Genomic DNA, 26,312 nt, shown 5'->3' with positions numbered 1-26,312 from the left:
TTACGACATCAGGCTTTCCTGACGGATCGCGGCCTCTTCCAGGGCCGCGATCACTTCTTTCAAAAGCACCGGTGTTTCGCCGTCCTGGGGGCGGCGCGACACCCCGACCGGCCCGCCCAGAAGCTCGTTCTTCAGCGGCAGTACGGCCAGATGGCCCGCCACCACATCGGCGCGCACCACCCCTTCTGAGATGAACCAGACCGTATCGGACTGGCGCAGCACCTCGCGCCCGAAGGGAAGCGAGACATTCTCGAAGGCCGGTGCCGGCGCACCAAGCCCCGCATTATGCAGCCAGGCCCGCACCGATCCCGCAATCACCGCCCCCGTCGGCGGCAGCATCAGCGGATAACGGCGCAGATCATCGGGGCTCCAGCCCGCAGCCTCCGCCAGCGGATGGCCTGCACGCACCACCGGGATCACCTTTTCCCAGTAAAGCGGCACAAATTCGATGCCTTCGGCATTCCCGGCAGGCGGCATCCGCCCCACCACCAGATCAAGCTGCCCCTCACGCAGCAGCGACAAAAGCAGCCAGTTCGGCCCCGTCATCACCTCAATCAGCACTTCGGGCCGGGTCTTTCGCAGGGAAAGCGCCGCCTCGGGCACCAGACCGGTGGCAGCGGTCGGCAGCACCCCGAGCCGGATGCGTGCCTGGGCCGCCGCCGGGCTTTGCACCGCCCTCTGCGCGCGCTGCAATTCTGCCATAGCGCCCCCGGCATGGGTCTGAAAGACCTGGCCCGCCGGGGTCAGAGCCAGTTTCCGCCCGCTGCGATCAAAAAGCGTGACTGCAAGGATCTCTTCCAGCTCCCGGATCGTTTTAGAGGCAGCGGGCTGGCTGATGCGCAGATGATCCGCCGCCGCCGACAGCGAGCCGAGCCGCGCCGTCTCCAGAAAGCACGACAGATGACGCAGGCGCAGCAGCGGATGCAGCATATCATAACCCCAAAGTTATATATCCGGCCAAACATTATAATTTAAAATGAGGGGTGGCCATGGCATAAGAGCAGCAGCCGGAGGTTTGCCATGCAGTTTCTTACCCGTCCCGACGCACAGCTTCACATCCGCGACGAAGGTCCGCGCGATGGCCGTGTGGTTGTTTTCGCCAATTCGCTCGGTACCGACCTGCGGGTCTGGGATCAGCTGATCGCGCTTTTGCCCAAAGGGCTGCGCCTGATCCGTTTCGACAAGCGCGGCCATGGCCTTTCAGACGCCAGCCCTGCCCCCTACAGCATGGACCTGCTGGTCGAAGATGCTGAGGCCCTTTGCGATCATCTGGGCGTGAAGGATGTGACCTTCATCGGTCTCTCCATCGGCGGGCTGATCGGCCAGGGTCTGGCGGCAAAGCGGCCCGATCTGGTGAAGGCGCTGATCCTGATGGATACGGCCGCAAAAATCGGCACGGCTGAGATGTGGAACACCCGCATCGCCGCGGTGCGCGAGGGGGGGCTGCTCCCCATGGGTCCGGCGATTATGGAGCGCTGGTTCACCGCCCCCTTCCGCGAAACCCGCGCCGAATTTGCGCTCTGGACCAATATGCTGACGCGCACGACCGTCGAGGGTTATGTCGGCTGCTGCGCCGCGATTGCCGGTGCCGATCTGACGGAAAGCACCCGCGCCCTCACCCTGCCGGTCGAAGTGCTCTGCGGCGATCAGGACGGCTCCACCCCGCCCGATCTGGTCCGCGCCACGGCCGCGCTTTGCAACGCGCCCTTCCGGCTGATCCCCGACGCCGGCCATATCCCCTGCGTCGAGCAGCCCGAGGCCACCGCGCAACTCATCACCGATTTCCTGGAAAGGACTGCCGCATGAGCCGTTACGACAAAGGCATGGAGACCCGCCGCGCCGTGCTGGGCGATGCCCATGTGGACCGCGCTGAGGCCAATAAGACCGAGTTTTCGAAACCCTTCCAGTCGCTGATCACCGAAAGCGCCTGGGGCACCGTCTGGGCCTCGGACAATATCTCGCGGCGTGAGCGCTCGATGATTACGCTGGCGCTGCTGGCGGCGACCGGAAACTTCGAAGAAATCCCCATGCACATCCGCGCCACCGCCCGTACCGGTGCGACGAAAACCGATGTCATGGAAGCCTTCCAGCATGTCGCGATCTATGCAGGCGTGCCGAAAGCCAATCACGCGATCAAACTCGCCGAAGCCACCTATGCCGAAATGGAGGCAGCTGACAAATGAGCGACCAGGGCCCGCTGATCCCGCGCAACCGCGAAATGCACCCGGATCCCTATTTTCCGGATTACAAAACCTCGATCCTGCGCTCGCCCAAACAGGCGCTTTTGTCGATGGAATCGGGCCTCTCGGAAGAAACCGGCCCCACCTTCGGCCATTCGCTGATCGGCGCTCTGGACAACAACCTGATCCTGAACTGGTCGAAAGACGGCACGCCGGCGATTGGTGAGCGGATCCTCGTTCATGGCCGGGTGCTGGATGAGAACGGCCGTGCCGTGCCGAACACCCTGGTCGAAATCTGGCAGGCCAATGCCGGTGGCCGCTACCGCCACAAGAAAGACAGCTATCTCGCGCCGCTTGATCCGAACTTCGGCGGCTGCGGGCGCACCCTTACCGATGAGCAGGGCCGCTATCAGTTCCTGACCATCCGCCCCGGTGCCTATCCCTGGCCGAACCGTGGCAATGACTGGCGCCCGATGCACATTCACTTCTCGGTCTATGGTCACAGCTTTGGCCAGCGCCTGATCACCCAGCTTTACTTTGAGGGTGACCCGCTGATCGACCGCTGCCCGATTGCCGCCACCGTGCGCAACCGCAGCCAGCTCGATACCCTGGTGGCGCCGCTCGATATGAACAATTCGCGCCCGCATGACTTCCTGGCGTATAAGTTCGACATCGTGCTGCGCGGTCGCCGTCAGACCATGTTTGAAAACAAACTCGAGGGGATGTGAGCCATGGTTCAGAAACTCGATTTCCTAGTTGAGACACCCTCTCAGACCGCAGGCCCCTATGTCCACATCGGCCTGATGCCGACCTATGCGGGCAACCCGGGCTATTACCACGAAGAGGTTGCGGTCTCGCCGATCGCGGAGGGCGCAAAAGGTGAGATCATCGAGATCACCGGTCAGGTCTTTGACGGCTCGGGCTGGGCGATGCGCGATGCGCTGATTGAGAGCTGGCAGCCCGATGCGGCAGGGATTTTCCCCGGCCAGCCCGGCGCGGATCCGGCGGTGTCTGGCCATTGCCGCTTTGCCGCCGATGCCGAAAGCGGTGAGTTTACCCTGCGCACCGTGAAACCGGGCGCGGTCAAAGCGCGTGGCGGGAAGCTTCAGGCCCCGCATATCTCGCTTTGGATCGTGGCGCGCGGTATCAACATCGGCCTGCAGACCCGCATCTATTTTGAGGATGAGGACAATTCCGCCGATCCGCTGCTGGCCCGCATTGAGCAGCGCCCCCGCGTTGAGACGCTGATCGCCAAAAAGATCGCTCCGGGCAAATATCGCTTCGATATCCGCCTGCAGGGCGAGGGCGAGACCGTCTTCCTCGATATCTGAGACCCTGGTGCGGCCCGGACCCTCGGGCCGCATTGACGCTGTTCAGAAAGGCCCCGCCATGAGCCATGTTTTCACCCATCCCTGGCTGGCAGGGCTTTTCGCGGATCCCGAGACCGCCGCGCTCTGGAGCCCGGAGGCGCAGCTTGAGGGCATGCGCCGTTTTGAGGCCGCCTGGTCGCGGGCGCTTGGTCGGGCCGGTCGGGTTGAAGCTGAGACCGCCGAAACCGCCGCCCGCGCCATTGAGGCCATGAGCTTTGATCTGTCAGATCTTTGCGACGGGACCGGTCAGGACGGCGTGGTCATTCCCCGTCTTGTGGCGCAGATGAAGGCGGCTGCCGGTGCGGCGAAGGGGGCGGTTCACGCCGGTGCCACCTCGCAGGATGTCATCGACACCAGCCTTGCGCTGTCGATGACGGCGAGCCTTGATCTTTTTGAAGCGCGGCTGACGGCGCTGAACGACAGCCTTCTGCGGCTGAGTGCGGAATTTGGGGAAAATCCCCTGATGGGCCGTACCCGGATGCAGGCCGCGACGGAAATCACCGTGGCCGACCGCATCGCGCCCTGGCAGCAGCCGCTCCAAGCGCATCTGCAGCGCCTGCGCGAACTGCGTCCGCGTGTTGCCCGCGTCCAGATCGGCGGGGCCTCGGGCGATCGCCGTGCCATCGCAGATCAGGCCGATGTCATCACCGCTTTCGTGGCCGCCGCCCTTGGCCTTGAAAACCCGCCCCGCGCCTGGCACTCCATGCGCGACGGGGTGGCGGAATTTGCCGGTCTCTGCGCGCTGATTTCGGGCACGCTGGGCAAGATGGGCCAGGACATCGCCCTCATGGCGCAGCAGGGCATCGGTGAGATTGCCCTTGCCGGGGGGGGCAGTTCCTCCGCCATGCCGCATAAGCAAAACCCGGTGCTGGCAGAGCTTCTGGTCACTCTGGCGCGCTTTAACGCCGGAAGTCTGGGCCAGATCCATCAGGCCATGGTGCATGAGCTGGAGCGCTCGGGCGCGGCCTGGGCGCTGGAATGGATGGTGCTGCCAGGCATAGCTGAGACCACCGGGCGCGCGTTAACTGTCGCCGCGACGCTTTGCAGCCAGATCCGCCGGATCGGCACGCCCGACTGATTGGCCCATCCTGCGCGCAACAATCTTGCGCGCAGGAAAATTCCAAGAATCAAGACCTTATCGACAAAAAGTGTCGCGGCATCGTGACGCTTTGGCATTTCACTGCGATGTCGTTACGTAACGTCACATCGACCGCCCCGGCGGAGCCCCGCCCTGAGGGAAAGAGCCATGGATCTGACTGCCACCCAAGCCCAAGCGACCGGACAGGAAATCACCCTGCGCACCATCGCGATGCCCGAGGACACCAATCCCGCCGGAGATATTTTCGGCGGCTGGCTGTTGTCGCAGATGGATCTTGCCGCCTTCGCGCGCAGCTCTGAGTTTTGCGGCCATCGCACCGTCACCGCAGCGGTGCGCGAGATGACCTTTCGAAAGCCCGTGAAGGTGGGCGACACGGTGCTGATCCATACCTCGATCGTGAAAACCGGGCGCACCTCGATGACGCTTCAGGTCGAGGCCTGGCGCCGCCACCGTCAGACCGCGCCGGAAAAGGTGACTGAGGGGATCTTCATCATGGTCGCCGTGGATGATGACGGCCAGCCCCGCCCGCTGAACCTGCGCGAAGCGGCAGCGGCAGAGAGCGTCTGAGAAAAGGCCGCGACGGATCGCGGCCTTCTTTCATTGCGTAAATTTCATTGCACAAAGGGCTGAAATTCAGGCCTTTTTTGCGCCGGTCTTTGCGGCGGCCATTCCCGGGTCGGGTGCCGGATCGCTGTCATCTTCGTCATATTCAGAGGCGGCTTCATTGATTGAGCCTTCGGCCAGGGCGACCATTTTGGCATCCGCCGCCATCTCCTGGTCCAGCACGCCCTGCAGATGCTTATGCACCTCATCGAGGCCCAGAGCATCGGCAAAGCCGACCATGGCGCTGTAGCGGCAGATCTCATAATGCTCCACCGCGCGGGCCGAGAAGATGATCGCTGCATCCCCCGCAAGGGTGCCGCCGAAGTCCTCAAGGATGCCCGTCGCCTCGTCGAGAATGCCGTCGATGGCGTCACATTTCTCACCTTTTGCGCGCAGGCCCATCGCTTCAAAGCTGGCCTCCAGCGCCTCGATATGGGTGGCGGTCTCTTCCCGGTGACTGGTCAGCGCTGCGGCAAGTTCATCGTCGTCGGCTGCCTTGATCATTTTGGGCAGGGCGCGATAGATTTTGCGCTCGGCGTAATACATGTCGCGCAGCGCATGCTCCAGAAGGTCAATCAGCCCCTTTTCATCGCTGGCTGTGCGGCGCTGACGGGTTGAGGCCCGTGCCGCAACCTTGCTCACCGCCGTCTTAGCGCGCTTCTGGCGCTGCTCTGCGGCGGGTTTAGCGGAGGACACCTCTTTGGTGCGTCCGGCTTTGGTGGTCTTGCTGCGCGTGGTTGCAGCCTTCTCGGAAGTCCCGGCTTTTGCGGCCATGATATCTCTCCTCACCAGTGGCAATTGATCAGCTACAGGGGAGAAACCAGGGTCGGTCCTCAATGTTCCGCCGCGTGACAGCCGCGCTGCCGCTTCGGCTGAAAGACGCTCAGGATCAGGCAGAGAGAAGCAGCCTCAGACGAGGTTCAGCCCGATTGCAATGCGGGCCGCATCAACCCGGCTGGTAACGCGCAGCTTGCGGTAAAGGTCTTTGGTGTATTGCCGCACCGTATGCTCTGAGATCGTCAGATCGCGCGCAATTTCGCCCGAGCGTTTGCCTTTGCCCAGCAGCGTCAGCACCTCTGTTTCGCGGCGGGACAGATGCTTGAGCAGATCGCGCGGCACCTCCAGCCCCGCCGGGGTCTGAGCGCGGCGCATATCCTCAAGCCGCTGCAGGCGGTTTTCAAGCGTGACCTGCAAAAGCGTCAGATCAACCGGTTTCAGCAGATAATCATCCGCCCCCGCCCGCAGCCCGCTCAGCATATCGTCGCGCCCGACCAGCGCCGTCAGCAACAGGACCGGAGCCGCTTTGGCCACGGCCGGATGGCCGCGCAGGAGGCGCACCATCTCAAGGCCGGAAAATCCCGGCAGCATCACATCGCAGATGACGCAGGAGACGCTTTCGGCCGGCAGAGCATCAAGACAGGCCAGCCCCGCCTCGCCGCTTTCCGCACCTATGGCCTGATAGCCAAGCGCCTCCAGCTCTTCGACGAGTTCGGTGCGGAAATCGGCTTCGTCTTCGATGCACAGAATAAGCAGTTGCTCAGGACGCGGCATGTCGGTTCTCCAGCGGCAGACGGAAGGTGAAAACGGAGCCCGCGCCCAGCACCGAAGAGAAGCTCAGCTCCCCCCCGTGCAGCGCAAGCACCGTGCGTGACAGGTTCAGCCCGACGCCCGAGCCAAAATGACTGGCGGTATTGGACGCCCGGTGAAAGCGCTCAAAGATATGGGGCTGATCCTCTTCGGGGATACCGATGCCCTGATCGGTCACCGTGCAGAAGAGCGCCTCTGCGTCACTGCGCAGCGTAAGCGTGACGGGGCTGTCGGGGGCGGAATATTTCACCGCATTGCTCAGCAGGTTTTCAACGACCTGGGCAATCAGCACCGGGTCCCCCGGGCAATGCGGCAGATCATCGGGCGCATCGATCGGGATTGGCCTCGCATAGCCCAGAAGCCGCATATCACGAATGACCTTTTCACAAAGGGTTTTCATATCAATTGTTTCCACCTGATCGCTCAGCTCAAGCCGGTCGATCAGCGCGGCGCGGCTGACGCTGCTGAGCAGTTCGAGAAGACGTGAGGTCGCGGTGGTCACGCTGTCGGCCTTCTGGCGCACCTGTTCGGCAGAGAACTGATGCGCGCGCCGTTTGAGGCGCTGGCCGATCATATTGATGACCGACAGCGGGGTGCGGAACTGATGCGACACGGTGGTGATGAAGCTGCGGTAGATCTCTTTGGCGTGGCGCTCGGTGGCCAGGGCTTCGTTCAACTCGCGGGTGCGTTCGGCCACGACACGCTCCAGCCCCTCCTGGTGCTGCTGCAGCTGTTCGGTCACCCGGCTCTGGCGCACCAGGGAGCGCAGAAGCCAGGCCCCCAGGGCCAGCCCGAGCGCCATCCCCGACAGCGAGGCCGCAAGCAGCCCCTCGCTGGCTTTGCGCATGGTGTCATAGTGGCGGCCCAGCAGATTGCGCTCATCAAGCATGCTGGCATTGGCGAGGGTGGAGCTGGCATTGGCCAGCCGCTCCATCTCACGCGACAGGGTCAGACGACCGGCGGGCGGCAGCTGTTCGGGGGCCACGCGCAGCGCCGTGACCAGCCGCGCGAAAGAGGCGTGAAAGGCCTCAAACTCGGCCTCACGACTGTGGCGGCGAAAGAAATCCCGCAGCGGCTCTTCCGAAATCACGCGCACCCGGCTTTCGAGCATATCGAGACGAAACGCCAGTTCCTCCCAGGTGCCCTCGCTGCGCGTCCCGCGCTCAAGCACCAGGGAAACACGCAAAGCCTCACGCGTGACCTGAGAGACCATCCAGACCATATTCTCGCCGGTGTTGTCAGAAAGCTGCCGCACAATCGTGCGCAGCTCACTGAAGGACAGCACCATCAGCACCAGGAAGCTGGCCACACAGCCCAGAGCGAGCACATATATCCCGGCGACGCGTCTCACGCCTGGTCAGACGACGGTGATCACGGCCAGCTGCCACGCCCAGCGGTGGTCATAGCGCTGGTCATGCAGCTCAGGGAACTGATCGCGCGGATAGACCAGCCAGAGCGGTCCTTTGTCGCTGCGCAGCATGGGGCTGCCGTCCATCGAGCGTGCCAGAAGCGGGTTATAGATCTCACAGTCTTCCGCCGGGATCGCGACCTCATATTCATTCAGGGCCCGCAGTCGCAGACTGCGCCCCTGAAGGGCTGCGCTGTCAAAACCGGCGGCTGCCAGCAGATCTTTCAGCGCCACGCCCTGAAACTCGCGCGGGCCTTCGGTCCAGGCGGTATGGGTGCGCAGAACCGACTGCGGCAGCGCGGCGAAGCTCTCTTCGGTGAAGCTGCTGACGCCGCTGCTGCTTTCGACCCGCAGAAGCGGGCCGCTTTGTGCGCGGGCGGCGGGGGCAAAGGTCAGCGCGGCAACGGCACCTGTCAGCAGGTGGCGGCGCGAAAGGGCGAAGGCAGATTTGGTGGTCACGGCGGTCTCATTGGTTGCCCTGCCCGCGTTCAGTGAAGACGGGGGCGGAAATTGCTCCGGGAACCTCTCACCTTTTAAAAACCAGCGGACAGGAGGGCTTAGGGCCCGCATCTGTCAGATCACGTCAGGCGACGTGACACTTATTTTGCCACAAAGACGGGGCGACCGCGAATGAAAATGGCGGGGAATGCCCCCGCCACCTTCAGTTCAATCTGTGGTTGCGGCTTAACCCTGATCTGCGCCTTTCACCGATCCAAGGATCAGCGGCGCGCGGTCAAGACCGCGACGGAAGCTCTGCCAGCCCGGCGCGAGGCGGAATTGCAGCAGGGGCTGCCCCTGAGCATCCGGGCCGCTGACATCGCTTTCACCCGCGCTCCACTGCGGCAGGAAACTGCCGCCGGTGGCCAGCAGGCTCAGACGCTCGGTCAGACCGCGTGCGGTCTCCTCTGAGAGCACCTCGCGGCCGTTGAGCACAAAGCCTGCCCGGCGCGTCTCCAGCGCCAGAACCGGATCTGCCGCCAGCACAGAGCCTTCGCCGAGGTCCACATTGACCCGCGCCTGCGGACCCAGCCAGAGTTCAAGCTGCACCGAGCCGTCGATGCCCGCAAAGACCCGGCTCAGGCGCAGATGCTCATCGCCGCGGATGACGCGCTGGTCAAGCTGCGCGTCCTGCTCGGCGAATTGCACCTGATTGCCGCGGTGCACCAGAACGGCATCCTGGCTGACCGGCCCGTCAAAGAAGATCGAGCTCTGATCACGCAGGTTACGGTCCAGCCCCTGGCGAAGCCCCGCCAGATCGGCCGCATTCGGATCGCCGATGTCCTGGCCCGCCACGGTTTCAATGCGGGTGACGGGGCCGAGGGTGTCGCCATTGTCACGCACGGTCGCATCGATATGGCCGTTCGGCTGTGCGGCGGTCAGCACCGCATCAATGCGGTCGGAGGTCATCTGAACCGTCCCGGCCCGCGCGAGGCCAAGGGTGACCGCGCCACCCGCCGTCACATCGAGCAGCCCGACGCTTTGCAGATCCTGCCGCCCGTAGGCAGGCAGCGCCGCCAGGCCAAAGCCGCTCTGATCCGCTCCGGTCACATGGCCGGTGCCAATCGCGGTCACCGCCACATCGCCGCTGGCGGTCAGATGGGTCAGGTTGCGTCCCTGCAGGGCCGAAGCGGTCAGATCGCCCGCCGCCGCCCGCAGCCGCAGGTCGGTGCCTGCGATGGCGTAGCGGATGTTCAGCCCGGCGGTGCCGGTCAGATCCACCGCACCCGCCGCATAGGCCGTCAGGCTGCCAAGGCTGGGCGTGGTGATCTGCGCGCTGCTGCCGGCAAGACCGGCGATCGTGCCGCTCAGCGCAAAGAGTTGCAGCTCTTCCGCCGTAACGGGGGCTGCGCCGATGTTCAGATGACGGTTGGCCGTCATCACCACCTGCGAGGCCCGCATCGCGCCGCCGAGGGTCAGGTCATTGAGGACCAGAAGATCCAGCACGCGACCCGCGCTCAGCGCTTCGGTCAGCAGATCGCCCGCATCGGTGACATGCAGCTCTCCCCCGACCTGAGCGGTCAGGACATCAAGCGCGGTCTCAAGGCGCTGCGCGCCCCGGCCCACATCCCCGGCGGCCGTCAGCCGCAGACGCGAGCCCGAGATATCCACCCCCGTCGCCGCGCTGAGATCAAGCGCGCCGCGCAGATCAAGGCTGAGATCCTGCGCCCCGAAGCGGATGACATCCGCGCCCACCAGCGCCAGATCAGCGGCGGCGAGAATCTCGCCCCCGGTGGCCAGTGACAGCAGCGACAGACGGGTGCTGCTGAGGAGTTCCGCCCGTGCAGTGCCCGCCGTGGTGGTCAGGCTGACCAGCCCGCCCTGTCCGGTCTGACGGATCCCCAGCGGTGCGCCGGTTGCTCCGACAGAGGCGGCTGAGAGCGTCAGATCGCGCAGGCTCAGATGTCCGGCGGGATCTGCGGCCTCAACACTCAGATCACCGGTCACCGTCAGATCCATCCGACCCGGCGTTGCCATGGCACCGGCCAGAGAGAGATCGGCATGGGCCAGCACCGACAGATCGCCTGCCGCCGTTGCCGAAGCGATCCGCGCATCTTCATAAAGCGCCACCCGCAGATCGGCTGCCGTCGCCGCAAGGCTCAGGGTGCCGAGGGCCCCGGTGCCGTCACGCTCCAGCTCAAGACCGAGCGCCTGCGACAGCGTGCCGATTGAGCTGCCGCTCAGCAGGATGTTGCGTGCCACGATCCGCGGGGTTGCCGTTGCAAAAGCATCCGTGATCGCCCCGGTGGCAAAGAGATCCGCCGTTGCCTGGGAGTAAACCTCCGCCAGGGTCAGGGCACCCTGGGCCGCAAGGCGGATGTCGCCCTTCGCCCGCAGGTTGGCCCGGCCGTTGTTGGTGACCTCGACACTCAGACGACGTTCCTGCGTGCCGATGTCGGCCTCGGCGCTTTCCAGCACCAGATCGCCCGCAGCGGTGATATCCGTGCCACTGGTCCGGCTGCCGGTGATCGCCCCCCCGGCGCGAAGCGTCACACCGCCCGCCGAAGTGATCGTGCCAAGGCGCAGACCGTGGTCGGCACCGATAAAGACGCTGCGCCCGGCAGTCTGCGACGAGACGGTCAGCACACCGCTGCCCAGACCGCTCAGCGCGTCGCGCCCGCCGGTCATCGCCACATTCAGATCATCGAAGCGGCGCAGACGGATGGTGCCTGCCTCTTTGTCAAAGGTGACGTTATGGGCCAGCGCACGGCTCAGAAGCAGCAGATCCTCATTGCTGATCGTCTGCGTCACATCAATCACAACATCGTCGAGATCCTGGCCAACCCCATCCCGCGCCAGGAGCGAGATCGAGCCAAAGGCCGTGACATTGCTGCTCTCATTGCTGTCCTGGGTGGAGGTGTTCCGCCGCACCACCGCCGCCGAGATCGACCGCAGCATCTGGTCCTGATCAAAGAGCGCAGCAGTGGTGATCGCCTCGCGCTCCGCAGCCCCGGCGGTATAGGTATAGCCGGTCTGGCGCGCCGTTTCGCCGTCAAGGCTGCGCCAGAAGGCCTGACGCTCTGCGGTCCAGGCGGCGATTTCCGCCTCAAGCGCATCGGTGCTCAGCCCGCGGGCGCGCAGATCGGCCCGCTGCTGGTCCCAGCCGAGAACGGTTTCCTCGGTGGGGGTGAAGTCACCCGGCAGGGCGCCGGCTTTGTCGCGGGCGTCCCAATAGTCGCGGTACATCCGCTCGCGCTCTGCCTCATAGGCGGCGATCATCGCATCCGTACGCTCTCCCGAGACGGTCAGACCCAGCTCATCGCGCCAGATCTGCGCGAGTTCGGCATTGGTGCGGAAATCGCTGCGGGCATCGTCGAGCCCGTCGGTAATCGCCCCGGTCGGTGCGCGCAGGGTCACATCTCCGGCCTGGGAGACCACCCGCGCCACGCGCAGATCGCCATCGGTTTCGGTGATGTCGATATCGCCCGACGCCGTGGCCGAAAGACGTCCCGCCCCCTGCAGATCGATCCGCAGGCTCTCGGTTCCGCCGATCCCGCCGGTGGCCGAGCTTACGGTGATGTCACCGCCGCGAATGGTGGTCCCGGCCTGCTGGATCAGATTGCCCCGCGCCGAAAGCGACACCGCCCCGACCGAGGAGACCAGCGCATCCGAGCGCGAGGTCGTGATATCGCCGACCAGCAGATCACCGCGGGCCGAAGCCAGGTGAATGCCATCCGCCGCCCGCGCCGTGACCGCCTGCCCCGCAACCAGGGCAAGGTTCAGAGCCTGGCCTGCGCTGCCGATGCTGCCCGCAGCGGCGCTGAAGTCCATCGCCTGCCCGGAGAGCACGACATTGCGGTTGCCCGCCGTAATCGAGCCTGCGTCCGAGCGGACCTGCGCGGTGCCGCCGTAGTTATTGACGATCCCGCCAAAGATCACCGATCCGGCCGCATTGATCGCGATGGTCTGCGCACCCGCCATGGCATCCGAGCCGCTGAAGCGGATGTCGATGGCGTAATCGGCTTTCACGCGGTGCTCAAACTGCTCAACCGTGGTGTGGGTTTCCGTCCAGGTATAGTGGCGGTAGCCCGATCCGCCTTTCCACCAGCGCACGGAATCGTGGGTCTTTTTCTCGGCGCTTTTCTCGGTGGCGCTGCGGCTCAGAAGCGTGCCCTCGACGGCATAGGCGTAATCCGCCCCGCTGAGGCTGCCGCTGAGATAAGGCGCCTGGGCGATCACATTGACGGAAGGCGCGGTTTCATTGGTGATTTTGGTGATCGTATTGTCACGATCCACCACACCGCCAACCAGGATCAGCTCTTCACGGCGCTTGGTGACGACGGTTTTCGTCTCGGTGACGCTGGTGAAGATGTAATCGCGGTTCGCTTTGGTGGCATAGGTATACTGCCGTGCATCGCCCGCCTCGCGGGTGAATTCGCGCAGAACCAGCTGGTTTCCGGCGGGGCGGGAGTAGTCGTAATCCCAAAGCGAGATTTTGCCCGTCGCGCCTTTGGCCACGCCATCGCTGTCGAGTTCGCCGCCGATCATCACCCGGCCCAGCTCAAGCGTATAAGCCGAGCGGCTGTCGACATTGAGCGCGCTGAAGCCGTCCAGCACCTCAATCCGGCCGTTTCCGGTCGAGAAGATGTCGCCCACGATGGTCACATCGCCGCCAAGCGCCACGATATCCGCCACTTTGATCCGTTTGGCCAGCGGATCCCAGGAGATGGCGGCATTGCTGCTGATATGCGCCATGGCCGAAGACAGCCCGCCCCCGGTGACCGGATCATAAAGCAGAATATCCGTGCTGCCGCTGAGCGATTGCAGCACCTGATCCAGCCCTGCACCCAGAGTGATGTCATAGGCCCCGACCCCGGCGCGGATGGTGCTGTTGACGTTCACCATATCCGCCGAGATGAAGATGCTCGAATTGGCGAAGATGCCGCCGGTTTCGCTAGCGCTGGACGGACGGAAGCTCGGGATCAGCAGGCTTCCGGTGCGATAGGTGACCGAAGAGCCCTGGTTCAGCGCCCGCACACGCGCGCGGATTGCCGCTTCCACCGAAGTGAAATAGGCCGCATGGGTGTCTTCCGGGTTTGCCCCGCCGGTGGAACGCACGCCCGGGCGATATTCCATCGAGACCGAACGCGCACCGGCGATATTCACATCCGCCGCCCGCATCTCGCGGTAGATCGAGACGTCGCGGCCCGAGGACCAGACTTCACCACCCAGGTTGAAGACATCGCCCTGATGCAAAAGCCGCCCCTCGGCCGAGCCGGCCTCAACACGGATCACAGGCTTTGCCGGATCGGTTTCCGCGCTGACGAGGGTCAGGTTCGGCGCGGTGCCGCCCTGCGACAGCCCGGCCAGCATGGCATTGTCGCGCAGACGGGTGCCGTTGAAGCTGATGGTGCCGCCTTCGTAGTTATCAATCGTCAGATTGCCGACGGCGAGGGTCGCGGTGCTGCCAGGAGTGGCTTTGATCTCAATCAGCGCGTCGCCGGGCGCGACAAGGCGGCCGTTTCCGGCGACATGGGTGCCGCGCAGGTGGATATTGCCCGCCGAGGCGCGGATATCGCCCACGGTGATCTGCACCCGGTTGGCATCGCCGCGGATCTCATCAATCGCGGCGATCAGACGCGCGCGCTCCATGGTCCAGGCTGCCCGGGCGATCTCATTTGACGCGAAAGCCGGGGCACTGAGCCAGCCATCGACCTCTGCCAGACGCTCACTCAGCGCTTTGGTCGCGGCGGTGCCGGTGCCGGTGTCCCAGGTGGTCTGGGCATGGGCCAGCAGATCATTGGCATACTGGCCGTAATGCGCATTGTTCTGCGCATCGAAGTAAAGCACCTGGATGTTGCGCGCCCCTGCGCGCAGATTGCCGTTCAGGCGCAGCCCGTGATTGCCGCGATCATCCGAGGTCCCCGAAAGGATATCGAGCGAGACCGGATCGCCGCCAAAGACTCCGCTGACCGCTGAGGCGATTTCCGCCATGACCTGGCGGTAAAGATCGGTGCCGCGCCCAAAGCCGCGCACCGTCCGGTCGCCGCCCTCTGCCGCGACGACGATGTCGCGCACCGCCTTCACATCCGCGCCTGCCGCAATCTCAACCAGAGAGGTATCCCTTGCAATGGCATCGGCATCCGGGTCGGTTTTGATCGGCGCTGCGGTTTTGTTGTAAAGCCGCGTTTCCGCCTGCAGATCAAAGGTTTGCAGCTGACCACGCGCATAGCCTGCCAGGAGTTCCACATCCTGCGCCGCAAAGAGGCGCGCTCCGGAGGCAAGCTGGACCTTCGCATTTCCGGTGAAATCCGCCCGGGTGCTGCCCGAGGCCGCACCCGCAAGGCCGGTCGTCGAGACATTGGCATAGGCGAGAATTTTGACCTGATTGCCCGCCGAAAGCCGGAGCCCCGCATTGGAGTAAAGCTCTGCGTCCTGGATGCTCAGGATCGCATCCGAGCGGCTGGAGGTGATTTCAATCTCGGCTTTCGGGATGGCGATACCGCCATCGGCATGAAGCTCTGCGCGGTCGAGAATGTCATATTCATTCAGCGCCGCCAGCGACAGCACGCCCTCAAGACCGGCGGCGGCACCCATCTCAACCGTCGCACCGTTCTCAACCGTGAACTGGTTGTCGACCGAGGTGGTAACCGTCGATCGGACCGCAGCGCCCCCTGCCAGACCGCCCGAGCCGCCATAAATCGTGGCCTCGCCGTTCAGCGCACCACGCGTGATGCGGCTGACCGAGGCCAGATCGGCGCTGCGCTGTGCCGTCACGGTCGTGCCCGCGCCCAGCCGCAGGCTCTGCGCGATGCTGACGCCGGTGGTCTGCCGCGCGCCTGATGCCCCCGCCAGATTGGCGGTGGTGGAGCTGACATAGGCCAGCAGATCCGGACGGCTTGCCGTGACCAGCGAGAAATCGCGTCCCGACAGGGTGAAAGCCCCGCCAAGAGTGCCGATCAGCGCCGAGGTGCTGATCCGGCTTTGGGTTTCCGCAGCCGCTGCCGATCCGGCAAAGACGCCCTGAGAGCCGGCGCTGACCCGCGTGGTATAGCCCGGCGCGTTCAGCGTGTTGATCCGCAGCCCATCCCGCGCCAGCAGAAGATCGCCGGTCTTCAGCCCGTCGAGGGTCAGGCTGACCTCCGCCTGCTCGCCCGCTTGCTGACCGGCGAAGGCGGTGACCGCCCCGGCGGCGACCACGCCCCCGGCTTTGCCATCGCCGATGGCTTTGAAGCGCAGCCCCTCAGCCAGGGTATTGATGCTCAGATCGCCGCCGCTGGCCACCATATCGCCGCGCAGAGTGGCCGCAACGAGATAGCCGCCTTTCGCCGTGGCATCCGCGCCGCCGCCGGCCCCCACGCCACCTGCCGAAGAGCTGGCCGTGGCGCTGGCGCCTTCGCCGCGCAGGGCCGTCTCAATCAGGATCGAGCCTGCGCGGATCGCCCCCTCAAAATCAGCCGTTACTTTCGCCGAAAGCTCAGCCCGCGCCAGCGAAACTCCGGTCGCAACCGCGCCAAGCGCCTTGCCCTTCGCCTCTGCCGAGACATCCGGGGTCGCTTTCGTGATCAGCGAAACCTCATCCCCCGAGATCGTCACGCCAAGCGCCGAGGTCTCGGTCACCGAAGCCGCAATGGCACGGGCATCCACACCGCTGGCCCCCAGATAGGCCCCGCCTGCCCCGGCCTCTGCCGTGACGGACTGACGGGCGGCATTGCGCGCGGTGACGCGGATCTGACCGCCCGAGAGGCTGCCCTCAGCCCCGCTCTCGCCGATGCGGATACGCACAAGGCCACGGTCGCTGACATGGGCCACCGCCGCACCAATGCCCACAAAGCCACCGGATGCGTGGTTCGCCACCTCCAGCGTTGCCGCCAAATCGCGCAGCGCCGAAAGGGAGACCCCTTCGCCCGCATCGCTGTTGTGCCCCCCGCTGAGATGGCTGTTCGCCCCCACCGTCACCCCGGCAGAACCTGTGACCTCAACCCGGGCCACACCGACGCCAAGCGCGGCGATCCCGGCCCCGGCCACGGTATGCGCCGTGGCCGAAATCCCGCCTGCCGCCTGCCCCTCATGGGCCGAGAGCGTCAGTCTGCGGGTGGCAGCAAGGGTGCTGTCGTCACCCACGGTGACCTGTGCGCCTGCACCTGCATGGATCAGGCCGGTGCCGCTGGCCGCGCCCGCGATGCCGCCGACGCCCAGAACCCCGGTGTTTTGCGTCACATCCGTCAGGCTCGTGGCCCCGAGTGAGACATCGCGGCCGCTGATCTGTGCGCCATCACCGATCACCACCCTCGCGCTGTCTGCGCCAAGGCTGCCGTCGAGGTTCAGCCCGGCGCTGCGTGCCAGACCCGCGCTCTGGGCGTCTTTCGCACCTGCTCCGCCCGCAAGGCCGGAGGCGTTGTCATCCCCCGCCGCAGCCAGGGCCGCGCGGGTCTCTGCAACCGCTGCCGCTTTGGCCCGGCGCTCTTTGTCTTCCGTCGGCGTCAGGGTGCCGCCGATATCAATCGTGCTGACCGCCGCCGAAATCCCCGAGATCCCGGCCGCCGATCCGGCAGAGACCCCGACATCAATGTCACGCGACGACTGGGCTGAAAGCACCACATCTCCGCCTGCGATCAGGCTGGCACCCCGGCCGATGCTGACCTCTGAGGTGGTCTCAAAGCGCTGAACATCCACCGCAATCCCGGTCGCGGCCAGACCGGCCGCGCTGATGGCCCCGGTGCGCGTGTGGCTCTCCAGCCGGTCTTTGGCCCTGATGGAGAGATCGCCCCCCGCCTCCAGGCTTTGATCCGCGCCGATGCGAACCGCTGCCTCTGAACCCGCGATCAGCGTCTGCGAAACCACCGAAGTGCCGCCAAAGACGCCGCCCGAGCCGCCCATGGTATCGGCTGCAATCTCCAGCAGGTTATCCGCCAGAAGCGTTGTGTTGACTGCGGCATGAAGGTTGCTGTTGAGAACCGCCTCTTCCGTGCCGTCCATCTCCTCGGTCGCGATCAGACCACGGATGCTGTCCACGCGGATCACAGCCGAACTGTCGGACTGCGTCACCGAGACCGCGCCGCTGCCGCCGACCGCCGCGGCACTGAAGGCCCCGGTTTTCGCGGTATTTTCTGCCCGCGTCTGTGCGGTGATCCGCAGATCCCCCACCGGCGTCCCCGGTGTCTCCGTCGGGCGCGGCAGCACATCCGTCCCCAGCAGATCGACCGAGGCGCGGCTTGCAAAGAACCGCGTGCTCACAGTGGAGGCCCCTGCCCCCACACCTGCCGCCGCACCGGCGGTGCTGCCGCCGATCCGGGTGTCAGAAAGCGCGGATATCTCCACATCGCGGTTGGCACCGATCACCGCGCCGCCCAGCCGCACCTTCGCTTCATTCTCAGCCACAACCACCGAGATCGCCGCACCGCCCGCCCCGAGGCCCGCCGCAACGGAGCCCACATTGGCAGCGATTTCGGCATTGCTGGTCGCGGCAATCACGCTGTCCTGCGCGGCATGGCCACGGGTGGTGCTGCCCTGGTCATAGCCCAGATCATTGCGCAGCTGCGGATCGGCCTGCTCATTCAGAACCACCCGACCGCTGGTCAGCCCGTCCTGGTTCAGATCCCCGATCAGGACGCGTGCCGCATCCTGAAGCACCACGGTCGAAATGGCTCCGGTGGCCGCTCCGATACCCGAGGCCGCCATGATGGTCGCGCTCGAGACGCTTGCCGCGCTGTCAGCGCGGATGCGCAGCCCTCGCGCCGCCTCCACGGCCAGACGCCCGTCATCCCCAAGCGCCGCAAGGCGGGACTGATCGCCGATCCGCGTCTCGGCCTTGCCCTTAAAGACATTGACCGCGACCGCAGCCCCCGCTCCGGAGAGACCGCCCACGGCGGCACCGCCGGTCACCGCGCCGACCCGGCTGTCGTCACCGCCATCGATGGTGATAAAGGCTTTCAGATCCGAAGAGACGTCGAGATTGCCGCGTGCCACCACATCGGCTGCGGTCAGCTCAGTGACAACCTCAGACTTTGAGGTATTGGCAATCGCGGTGCCCACAACCGCCACGGCACCGCCCGAAAGACCCACGGCCAGACCGCCAAAACCGGCCTCAGCGCTGCTCTCAAGACGCCCGTGGCCGCCGAGTTTCGCGGTCAGACCGTCGTGGCGCGAGGTCACTTTCACCCCGGCGGTATTGACCGAAGTGGCCAGACCAATCCCGGCAAAGCCCCCGGCAAGCACACCGCTGTAGGCGGTGAAATTGCGATCCCCGAGGGTCAGAATATCAAGATCGCGGGCATGGATCGTGGTGTTGCGGCTGGTGTTACTGACCTCGCCTGCGCCCACATTGACCACAACCGCGCCCGAAATCCCGGCCCCTGCCGCGACCCCTGCGCTGGCGGCAGAGCCCATAACTTCCAGATCCGAGCCGGCCCGCAGAGTCACTTTGCCCGCACGGGTCAGATCGGCAATCCCGGTCTCACGGGTGTCAAAGGCCACATCGCGCACGGCCGTGGCCGCGCTGTCATTGACGTAGCTGACCGAAATGGCCGCAGAAACGCCGGCGGCGCCGCCAAAGGCCAGAACGCCCGCGATGCTGTCCACCACGCCGGTCTGATCGGCCGCAGCGGTCACATCGGCGGCATTGGTCGCAAGGGTTGCACCATTGCCCTTCACCTCCGTCAGCAGGCCGCGCTGCATGACATTGACGTTCAGCGCCCCTGCCACACCCGCCGAGCCGCCGCCGCCAAAGGCATAGGCGTGGGTGTTGATCCGGCCGGTCTGCAGCGCCAGCACCGAGACGCTGCCTGCAAGGCTGCGCCCGGAGGCCAGCTCAAGCCCCGATTTCGTCGCACCGAACATCAGATTGACGGTCAGCCCCGCACCGACACCCGCAGCCCCCCCCGCCGCGGCCGAGCCTGCCAGCGACGAGATGGTCGCCTTATCTTCGGCGCGCACCAGGATATTGCCGAATTCTCCGGCCTGCTGCAGACGGAGTTTCGCCTCGGTCACATCATCCGCGATGCGGCCGTTCGCGCTGCCGAGTGCCTGATCCAGACGGCCGTCTCCTGCGGCACCTGCATTGCTCGCCAGATCCGCCATAATCATCGATTTCGTGGCATCGGCGTCACCGCGCGCGCTGGTCGTGGTGCTGGCCTGACCTTCCGGCGCATCGGGGTCAAAGCTGTGCGCCTCTGCCAGCCCATCGACAGTGCTCTCGCGCCCGATCATGGTGAAGACGACCGAGGCACCAACGCCCGCGCCGCTGCCCGCCGCAATGCCGATGGCGGCGGCTTTGATATTGCCTTCCTTATAAGCCGTGACGCTCAGATCCCCCGAGCTGGTCAGACGGCTCGCATCGAGGCCCGCATAGGTGGTGTCATGGATCATCGCAAGCGAGACCGCAGCCCCCACGCCCGCGCCACCCATGCCAACGCCTGCCGCGCCGCCCAGGATATCAATCTGACTGTTGTTTGAGGCATTGACCGTGATGTCGCCTGCGCTCACCGCATCGGTGTCGAGCGTGGCCTCAGTCCGGTTGCCGATATCGCCCACAGCGGCAGAGACCCCGACGCCGGTGGTGCTGCCCCCGGCCACCGTGGCCCCGATGGCGGCGATATGCGCGCGGTTCACCGCGCTCGCGCTCAGATCCGGCGCACCGGCGCCGGTCAGGGCATAGCTTCCCTTCGCAAAGGTGCCCTGGGCGATGACATTGGCCGCGATGGCCACACCCACACCCGCGCCGCCGGTGCCGACGGCGGCGTTCCCGGCGATGACCTTGATGGTTTGATCATCTTCGGCGATCTGGGCCACGCTCTGCGCATCGCGGATGGTGCCGCCGCGAATGTCAGCCCGCGTGTTGCCGGTGATCACATTGACCGAAACCGACCCTGCAACGGCGGAACCGGTCGAGGCCCCGATCGCCACAGACGCCGAGCGGATTTTGCCCTCTGCCACAGCCTTCGCGGTCACCGCAGAGGCGGTGATGTCATTTCCGTTAATAACCGTGGTGGTGTCATTGCTCAGGATCAGGTTGACGGCCAGAGCCGCACCCGCCGCGCCCTTGCCCCCGGCCGCAGCCGCCCCGGCGATGCTTTGAATGTCGCGCTTTGACTTCGCATCTGCCGTGAAACTCTCAGCCCCGCGCACAACCGATCCGGTCATGGCGATGCCGGCATCTGCAACCACGGTATTCACTGTGATGCCCGCGCCAACCGCCGTGCCGTCAAGCCCGGCCGCACCCGCCACGCCAAGGCTGCGGATCTTACTGTTGCCCCTCGCCAGAAGCTCAACCGAGGCAGCGGCATAGGGGTCAGGCACTTCGGCAGTGGCCGCCGGAATGCGCCCCTCGAGAAGCGCATTGTCGATCTTCACCAGGGTCTTGCCGGTGATCACATTGACCGCACCGGCAGCGCCCACGGCATTCTGACGCCCAAAGGCCAGCGCCCCGGCCAAGGCCCAGATCTGCGCCTCATCGCGGGCGGTGATCTTCAGACTGTTCAGCGCTTTCAGCGCCACCCTGGTCTGCGCCGCAGGGCTGTCGCCGATCTCAACCCGCGCATCCGCCACGATCGTATTGACCGAGGCCGAGCCTGCCGCACCGGTTTTGCCGGCCCCTGCCGAGATGCCAAAGCCGTAAAGCCGCGCGTTAAAGCCCGCCTCAACCGCGATGTCAGCCGCCGTCAGCTGCGCCGCATTGCGCAGGCGCACCAGGGCATGGCGGTTGTAATTGTTCGACGCCACGCCGATGCCGAAGCCGAGCCCCTGATCGGCGCTCATATTGACGGCAATCGCCCCGCCCACAGCCAGCTGCCAGGAGCTGTCAGCGGCCAGAAGATCAATCTTCTGCCCCGCCTCAAGCCGGGCGCCGTTCACATCCACTAGGGTCTCGCCCATCAGCAGGTTCATCGCCACCGAACCCGCGATGGCTTTGTCACCTTTTGAGGTGCCCGCACCGCCCACGGCAACATTGACCGTGTGGCTTTCGTCCTTCGCCTGAACCGTGATCGTGCCGTTTTCCGACAGGATCTCACCGCCAAGCTTTGCCGAGACATCCCGGAAGCCCAGCGTGATGCTGAGCGCGCCCGCCAGGACATCTGCGCCGTTCTGGGTCTGAAGCGCCACGGAAACCGCGCCGCTCGCACCGATGGTCAGGCCATTGTTCAGCGCCGAGACCTGCAGATTGCCACCGCTGGTCAGCTTTGAGCCCGCGGCAATCTCGCTGCGAGTGCTGTTTGAGGCGATGATATTGGCCACGCCAGAGCCTGCCAGCGACAGGCCGGTTTTCTGACTGCCAACCTCTGAGGTCTCATCGGTGTTCAGATCGTCAAAGAAATCGATGTCTTCAAGAAGCATCATCTTTTCAACGACATCATCGCCGACCAGCGGGTTCAGCGACATCAGAATGCTGTCGTCTTTCGCGCCCCCCCCGCTGCCGGGGGTCTGGGGCGGGGCGGCGGTTTCAGCCGTCACCGCACCTGCGGCGGCCACACCAATGTCGAGCGCATTGTTCAGCGCCGCAATGCTGGCCGCCCCTGCGGCCGTCACATAGCCCGTGCCATCGGCAACCTCGCCCTTGCGGTAGCCGATCCCGGCGTAAACATCGCGCTCCATGTAATTGACGATGACCGCGCCGCCCACGGCGGTGGCGGGGGTGCCGCTTCCGGCGGCAGTGGCACCCGAAAGCCCGGCCGCAACGGCCAAGTTGATGGTGTCGTCTTTGGCCTCGATCTTCAGATCCCGGTCAAGATCGATGCGGGCATTGCCCGAAACCAGCGCGGTGGTGTCTTTCAGGGTGACATTGGCACCCAGCGAGAGGCTGATGCCCTTTTCGCGCCCGCCGCGTCCGGCATAGACCAGCTGGCCCATGAAGCGGTCGTTCAATGCGGTCACATTCAGATCGCGTGCTTCGATCTGTGCGCGGCCCACGGTGGTGCTGATGCTGCCCCGGTTCACCTCGGCCCCGAGGGTGCCGCCAAGCGCGGTGGCGGGACCATCGCTGGCAAAGGGGTTATGGGTCGGCAGGAAGTTATTGCCGAAGATCATCGCCGAGGTTTCAGCCGCGTGAACGCTGACATCGCCCTCAGTTGCGATCACCGCGCCGTCGAGAATGCGCGCCGCCGTCTGAGCATTGGTCATAAAGGCGTTGAGCGACAGGCCCATGGCGCTGTTTTGCGCTTTATCATCCACCGGGATCCCGGGGTTGGAGGTGGGCTTGGGCGTCCGCGTGCCCGCCGAGATCACGCCGGAGGTCGGCGTCAGTCCCGAGAGCAGATAGTCCATCAGATCGGGCATCTCGGGCTGGGTGTCGAGCACCGCCGAGGCCTGGCCCGGCGCATCCGAATCCTGATCCTCCGGCGCATCGGAGAGCACCTGGGCAGGCAGACCCTTCAGCGTCTCCAGCCGCCCGGCATAATCGCGCCATTCCTGCACACTGTCCCAAAGCCCGCTCAGCGCCTCGGTCAGCGAGCCGAGATCGGTGGTCGCGCTCACCGAAACCGTGCCGCCCTTCACATTGCCGCCCAGCTCCGCCTCGGTGCGGCTGCCCAGATAGCTGAGCGCACCTGCCGCAAAGATGCCATCGGTGTGCTGGCCGATCAGCTGGTCATAGCTGAGGCCCAGAAGATCGGCCTTCCGCTTGAGAACAAAGCCGAAATCCCCCATCCGCGAGACTGCCCGGCGCACCGGGCCTGACAGCGCCGTGGTGGTGCGGTAATCCAGCGAGGAGCGCAGGTTCAGGTCCTGAACGCCCGAAAGCGTCACCGCGCCCGGCGTGGCAAAGGCGCGGTAATCGCCGCCGTTCTCCAGATCGTGATAGCCGCCGTTCAGCGAGGCAAAGGTATCGTCCTGGAAGGCGTTGACGTCGATCCCGAAGCCCAGCCCCAGGGTCTTGGGCTGCGAGTTCGCATCCATCCCGAGGTTGCGCTTGATCGCCTTGGTCATCCCCGAGATCAGCGGCTCGATATGGGGGTTTTTGGTGACGACCGCCGTGGTGGGATTGTTTTCGCTGACCGTCGCTTCGGTGACCCGCGAGTTCGCCAGATAAAGCGTCTGCGCCGTCAGATCGACGCCGCCGCCCGCGTGAAGACCGCCGGTGCTGCGATCCCCGGAGGTGCCGGGGCGCACATTGACCGCAGCCTCGGTGTGGTTGCTGCTCAGGCCGACGTTCAGCGCCACCGCCAACCAGTCGCTGTCCCCCGCCGCCGCCGCGACAGAAGTTTCATGGCTGCGCACGGTTTTGGCCTCAAAAATCGCGCGCCCCCCCGCGCTGATCTTTTTGGCATCCACCAGAAGCTGGTTCTCGACCTCCTGAACGGTAACATTCAGCGCCAGGGTCAGACCGCCGATCTTGGCGCCCTTGAAATCCACCGCCATGGCATCGCGCACGGTTGAGCGCAGTGCCAGATCGCGGGCCGAAGTGATCTCGGTCGCGCCGGTGATCTGCACGGTGGCGCGGGTTTTGCTGTAAGCGCCAAGCGCCGAGACCGGCACCGGCAAAAGCGCGCCGGGCTTGGTCTCAACCATGGTCTCGGCATGGGCGCGGATATAGACATCCTCGCGCGGCGCACCGACCTGAGAGGCCGGAGTTTCCGCATTCGGGCCGTTCCAGTCCGCCGGCAGGGTCAGACGTTTGGTGCCAAGGATCGCCGGCGCGCTCAGCGACCAGACGTCCGAGACCAGACCGTCATTGGTGATCGCGGCGTCGCGGGCGCGCTCGCCTTCGGCCCAGTTGGTCTTGCCATTCTGCCGCGTCAGCCCCGCGGCGCCGCGGGTGCCGTCAGAGGTGATGGTGCTGTCGGTAATCGTCACCGAGGCCTTCGCCTCATTGATCGGGATCGAGACCACAAGCTGCGCGGCCAGGGCCTTCAGCGCCGAGAAAGAGGCATTCTGCGCGGCATCGACGCCCGCGTCGATCAGCCCTTCGAGAATATCGCTCAGCGCAGAGGTGGTGACCTCCTGTTCCGGAGTGTCGCCATCGGCCGGGATGATGACGGTCTGAGAGCCGAAGCTGTTGAAAAACGCATCCTGCAGCCGCGCCAGCCGCTCTTCGCTTTCCAGAAGCGCCGCGGCATCGTCGAGATTGGTGCCGGTGCCGCTGCGCGCCACGGCGTAAACAACAATGGCGCCGCCCTTCAGCGTGGCCCCGGCCAGGGTCACCTTCGCCTCGGCATCGCGCACCGAGATCGGCCAGGCCTGGTCGATATTGCTGTGCTCTGCCACCAGCGCAATCAGACCCGAGCCGCCCGGCGCGGTGGTGTCGATGGTGCCACCGTTCATGCGGATGTCACGCCCTTTGGCGATCACATCCCCGCCCGAAGTGGTCAGGCTGCCGTCAATATCGATGCGGCCTGCCTCGGCCAGAACCTGCGCGCCCCCGGTGGTGAAGCCGCCAAGAATCTTCAGCTCCCCGCCCTCCAGCATGACCGTGCCGCCGGCCGAACCGCCCAGCGTGCCGTCGCCCGTGCCGCTGCCACCCTGCCCCAGAGTGATCTCATCAGCCCCGAGCCAGACCAGACCGCCCGCGCCCATCGCTTCCAGCTTCACCGCGCGCTCTGCCAGCAGGCTGTCTTCGGCGAACATAATGATAAAGCCCGGACGGCTTGCCCCATCCGCGCCGGCGACCAGGGCCGAATTCGGCTGGTCAAGCTTCAGGGTGATGTCTTTGGCCTGAGCGGTGATCGCCGCACCGCCTGTCGCGCCATTGGTGGCGGTAATATTGCCGCCGATCGTCAGATCGCCCGCCGCGCGCAGACTGACCACGCCGTCGCGCACCACCACACCGGCTGCGCGTTTCACATCGCCGGTATTCACCGCCGTCACCGGCTGGCCGCTGTCGGTGCCGCCTGCGCCGCTGACGGTGACCTGACCGTTCAGCAGCATCCGCGCCCCGGCCCGCAGGCTCAGCGCACGCGCCTCAATCCGGCCCCGGATCTCAATCGCGCCGTTGCCCATCTCTTCGTTGCCGGCGTCGATGTCGTCAACGTAGCCCTCAAAGGATTTCAGATGCGGCCCGCTGCCCAGGCTGTCGATCATATCATCGCGGTAACCCGCGGTCGGCGTCGTCACCACCAGCCGCCCGGCCTGAACCGAGCCGTTTTCCCCCAGCACAAAGCCGCCGGGGGTGACGAAATAAATGTCCCCGCCTACGCTCGTCGCGCCATATTCAAAGCTGCGCACCGCGCCGTCGATGGCAACGCCCGCATTGCCCTCCATGATGTTGACGATGCGGCTTGAATTCTGATTCAGGCGGAAGTTGACACTGTCGCCGGTCGCCAGATTGAAGGTGTCATAGACCATGACATCGGTCGAACTGCCCGGCGATCCGGCCTTTTGCCCGGTGATGTCAAAGACCGACTGACCGCCCGCCGTGCTGGTCGAAATGCCCGCATCATAAGCCCCGGTTCCGGTGATGACGGAGGCCGCATCTGCCCAGGCCGGTGCAATCTGGCCCGAGATGACCGATGCAATGGCAAGAGCCGAGACCCCGCGCCGCAGAGTGGCGCGCAGGCCCGAGACGAGAACAGGACGGTCTTGCAGGGCATTGGTCATCTTAAAACTCCACGGACATCGGCGAATGGGGCAAATTTGAAATCAGCAATCGGGGGGCTGCGGCGGGGGCTGCAGCGCTCCCCCAGGGCTCAGATCAGCGC

General features: G+C 65.3%; 12 protein-coding genes. 6 read left to right on the top strand and 6 right to left on the bottom strand.

Annotation, left to right across the window (positions count from 1 at the left end; all coding sequences use genetic code 11):
- Positions 1–930, bottom strand: a complete 930-nt coding sequence (locus EP867_RS12105) for a LysR substrate-binding domain-containing protein (RefSeq protein WP_128489561.1) — start codon at positions 928–930, stop codon at positions 1–3.
- 90 nt (positions 931–1,020) lie between these two features.
- Between EP867_RS12105 and pcaD the strand changes: the two genes are divergently transcribed.
- The 6 genes from pcaD (at position 1,021) to EP867_RS12075 (ending at position 5,216) form a co-directional block, all read left to right on the top strand.
- Positions 1,021–1,806, top strand: a complete 786-nt coding sequence (gene pcaD / locus EP867_RS12100; RefSeq protein WP_128489559.1) for a 3-oxoadipate enol-lactonase — start codon at positions 1,021–1,023, stop codon at positions 1,804–1,806.
- Positions 1,803–2,183 (top strand): 4-carboxymuconolactone decarboxylase, encoded by a 381-nt coding sequence (pcaC, locus tag EP867_RS12095; protein ID WP_128489557.1) that lies wholly within the window; start codon positions 1,803–1,805, stop codon positions 2,181–2,183. Before pcaD ends, pcaC begins: the two co-directional genes overlap by 4 nt.
- A complete protein-coding gene (gene pcaH / locus EP867_RS12090) occupies positions 2,180–2,908 on the top strand; it encodes a protocatechuate 3,4-dioxygenase subunit beta (protein WP_128489555.1) in 729 nt (242 codons plus the stop codon). The genes pcaC and pcaH overlap by 4 nt, the downstream gene beginning before the upstream one ends.
- A gap of 3 nt (positions 2,909–2,911) precedes the next feature.
- Entirely contained in the window at positions 2,912–3,511 is a 600-nt protein-coding gene (gene pcaG / locus EP867_RS12085; protein ID WP_128489553.1) for a protocatechuate 3,4-dioxygenase subunit alpha, read from the top strand.
- Between the two features lie 58 nt (positions 3,512–3,569).
- Positions 3,570–4,628 (top strand): 3-carboxy-cis,cis-muconate cycloisomerase, encoded by a 1,059-nt coding sequence (locus EP867_RS12080; RefSeq protein ID WP_128489551.1) that lies wholly within the window; start codon positions 3,570–3,572, stop codon positions 4,626–4,628.
- 168 nt (positions 4,629–4,796) lie between these two features.
- The gene (locus EP867_RS12075; RefSeq protein WP_128489549.1) at positions 4,797–5,216 is read left to right on the top strand and encodes an acyl-CoA thioesterase; all 420 of its coding nucleotides are present in this window, start codon (positions 4,797–4,799) and stop codon (positions 5,214–5,216) included.
- Positions 5,217–5,282: 66 nt separating this feature from the next.
- On the opposite strand, the gene EP867_RS12070 is transcribed toward EP867_RS12075, so the two are convergent.
- The 5 genes from EP867_RS12070 to EP867_RS12050 form a co-directional block, all read right to left on the bottom strand.
- Positions 5,283–6,026, bottom strand: a complete 744-nt coding sequence (locus tag EP867_RS12070) for a YciE/YciF ferroxidase family protein (RefSeq protein WP_128489547.1) — start codon at positions 6,024–6,026, stop codon at positions 5,283–5,285.
- A gap of 135 nt (positions 6,027–6,161) precedes the next feature.
- A complete protein-coding gene (locus EP867_RS12065; protein ID WP_128489545.1) occupies positions 6,162–6,803 on the bottom strand; it encodes a response regulator transcription factor in 642 nt (213 codons plus the stop codon).
- On the bottom strand, positions 6,790–8,190 hold the full coding sequence (locus EP867_RS12060) for a sensor histidine kinase (RefSeq protein ID WP_128489543.1): 1,401 nt from the start codon (positions 8,188–8,190) through the stop codon (positions 6,790–6,792). The genes EP867_RS12065 and EP867_RS12060 overlap by 14 nt, the downstream gene beginning before the upstream one ends.
- 6 nt (positions 8,191–8,196) lie before the next feature.
- Entirely contained in the window at positions 8,197–8,706 is a 510-nt protein-coding gene (locus EP867_RS12055; RefSeq protein ID WP_128489541.1) for a molybdopterin-dependent oxidoreductase, read from the bottom strand.
- A gap of 225 nt (positions 8,707–8,931) precedes the next feature.
- A complete protein-coding gene (locus EP867_RS12050; protein WP_128489539.1) occupies positions 8,932–26,211 on the bottom strand; it encodes a leukotoxin LktA family filamentous adhesin in 17,280 nt (5,759 codons plus the stop codon).
- Between the last annotated feature and the right edge of the window lie 101 nt (positions 26,212–26,312).

This window comes from Falsigemmobacter intermedius (assembly GCF_004054105.1).
Classification (GTDB): domain Bacteria; phylum Pseudomonadota; class Alphaproteobacteria; order Rhodobacterales; family Rhodobacteraceae; genus Wagnerdoeblera; species Wagnerdoeblera intermedia.
The sequence above is the reverse complement of the archived record's forward strand: the minus strand, read 5'-3'. Positions and strand labels throughout refer to the sequence as shown.